Here is a 1,939-nt window from a genome sequence, read left to right as displayed (position 1 = left end):
CCTTCCCGGGGCCGTTTTCCGTTACTGGACCGGGTAGAGTATCCGTCTGATTTACGGAATTTGTCGACGGAGCAGCTGAAGCAGGTTGCGGACGAGCTTCGTGCTGAGACGGTGGACACGGTCTCGACGACGGGCGGGCACCTGGGCGCCTCGCTGGGCGTGGTGGAGCTGACGGTCGCGCTGCACGCCGTGTTCGACACACCCGATGACCGGGTGATCTGGGATGTCGGGCATCAGGCCTACCCCCATAAGATTCTGACCGGCCGGCGCGACCGTATCCGCACCCTGCGCCAGCCGGGTGGGCTGAGCGGCTTCACCCGCCGGTCGGAGAGCGAATACGACCCGTTCGGCGCCGCGCATTCCTCGACCTCCATCTCGGCCGGCCTTGGTATGGCGGTGGCGCATCACCTGCGCGCGGAGGAGGACCCGTCCTACCGCGAGCGCAATGTGATCGCGGTCATCGGCGACGGCTCGATCTCCGCCGGCATGGCCTATGAGGCGATGAACAACGCCGCTGTCGCCGGCCCCGGCGCGGAGCGGCTGATCGTCATCCTCAACGACAATGAAATGTCGATCGCGCCGCCGGTCGGCTCGATGTCGAATTATCTCTCCCGCCTGATGTCCTCGCGCCAGTTCATGGGCCTGCGCGACCTGGCCGGGAAATTCGTCAAGAAACTGCCTGACCGTCTGGAGCGCACCGCCAAGCGGGCCGAGGAATATGCCCGCGGCATGATCACCGGCGGCACGCTGTTCGAGGAGCTGGGCTTTTATTACGTCGGTCCGGTCGACGGCCACGACATGAGCCAGCTCGTGCCGATCCTGCGCAATCTGCGCGACACGGATAAAGGCCCGATTCTGCTGCATGTGATCACCGAGAAGGGCCACGGCTACAAGCCGGCGGAAGCCGCCGGTGACAAGTATCATGCCGTGGCGAAATTCAATGTCGTGACCGGCGAGCAGAAGAAAGCGCCGCCGGGGCCGCCGTCCTGGACAAATGTGTTTTCCCGCGAGCTGATGAGCCGCGCGGCGACGGACGACAGAATCGTCGCCGTGACTGCGGCGATGCCGTCAGGCACCGGGCTGGACAAGTTCGCGAAGCAGTTTCCGGACCGGTTCTTCGATGTCGGAATCGCCGAGCAGCACGCCGTAACCTTCGCCGCCGGCATGGCCACCGAAGGGCTGCGTCCGTTCTGTGCGATCTATTCCACCTTTCTGCAGCGCGCTTACGACCAGGTCGTGCATGACGTGGTGCTGCAGGGTCTGCCGGTCCGCTTTGCCATCGACCGCGCCGGTCTGGTCGGCGCTGACGGGGCGACCCATGCCGGCTCGTTCGACCTCGCCTATCTCGGCTGTCTGCCGGGCATGACGATCATGGCGCCCAGCGATGAGCTGGAGCTGCTGCATATGACGGCGACCGCCGCCGAATTCGATGAGGGTCCGATCGCCCTGCGTTATCCGCGTGGCAACGGGCTGGGGCTGGAGCTGCCGGCTTCCGGGTCGGTCATTGAAATCGGCAAAGGACGAATCGTCCGGGAAATGGGCGCGCAGTCAGGGCGTGAGAAAGGCGGTATCGCGATTCTCTCGCTCGGTCCGCGTCTGACCGAGGTGCTGAAGGCCGCCGATCAGCTGGCTGCCCGGGGGCTGCCGCCGACCGTGGCCGATGCGCGCTTCGCCAAACCGCTGGATACGGCGCTGATCGATCAGCTGGCCCGCAACCATGCGGTGCTGATCACCGTTGAGGAAGGCTCCGAGGGCGGGTTCGGCGCTCTGGTGGCGCATTACCTTGCCCGCACCGGGCTGCTCGACCATGTCCGGCTGCGCACCATGACCCTGCCCGACCGGTTCATCGACCACAACACCCAGTTCGAGCAGTATAACACCGCCGAACTCAACGCGCCCCATATCGTCCATACCGCCCTCGCCGCTCTCGGCGTCAGTG

1 protein-coding gene is annotated in these 1,939 nt (G+C 65.5%); it reads left to right on the top strand.

All coding sequences use genetic code 11. The features are described from left to right. Nucleotides 1-1,939 (top strand): 1-deoxy-D-xylulose-5-phosphate synthase (gene dxs / locus GOB93_RS20820; protein ID WP_173585263.1); only part of this gene is annotated, 1,939 nt, incomplete at both ends.

The organism is Acetobacter musti (assembly GCF_011516835.1).
In the GTDB taxonomy this organism is placed as follows: Bacteria; Pseudomonadota; Alphaproteobacteria; order Acetobacterales; family Acetobacteraceae; genus Acetobacter; species Acetobacter musti.
This window is presented reverse-complemented; position numbering and strand designations above follow the sequence as displayed.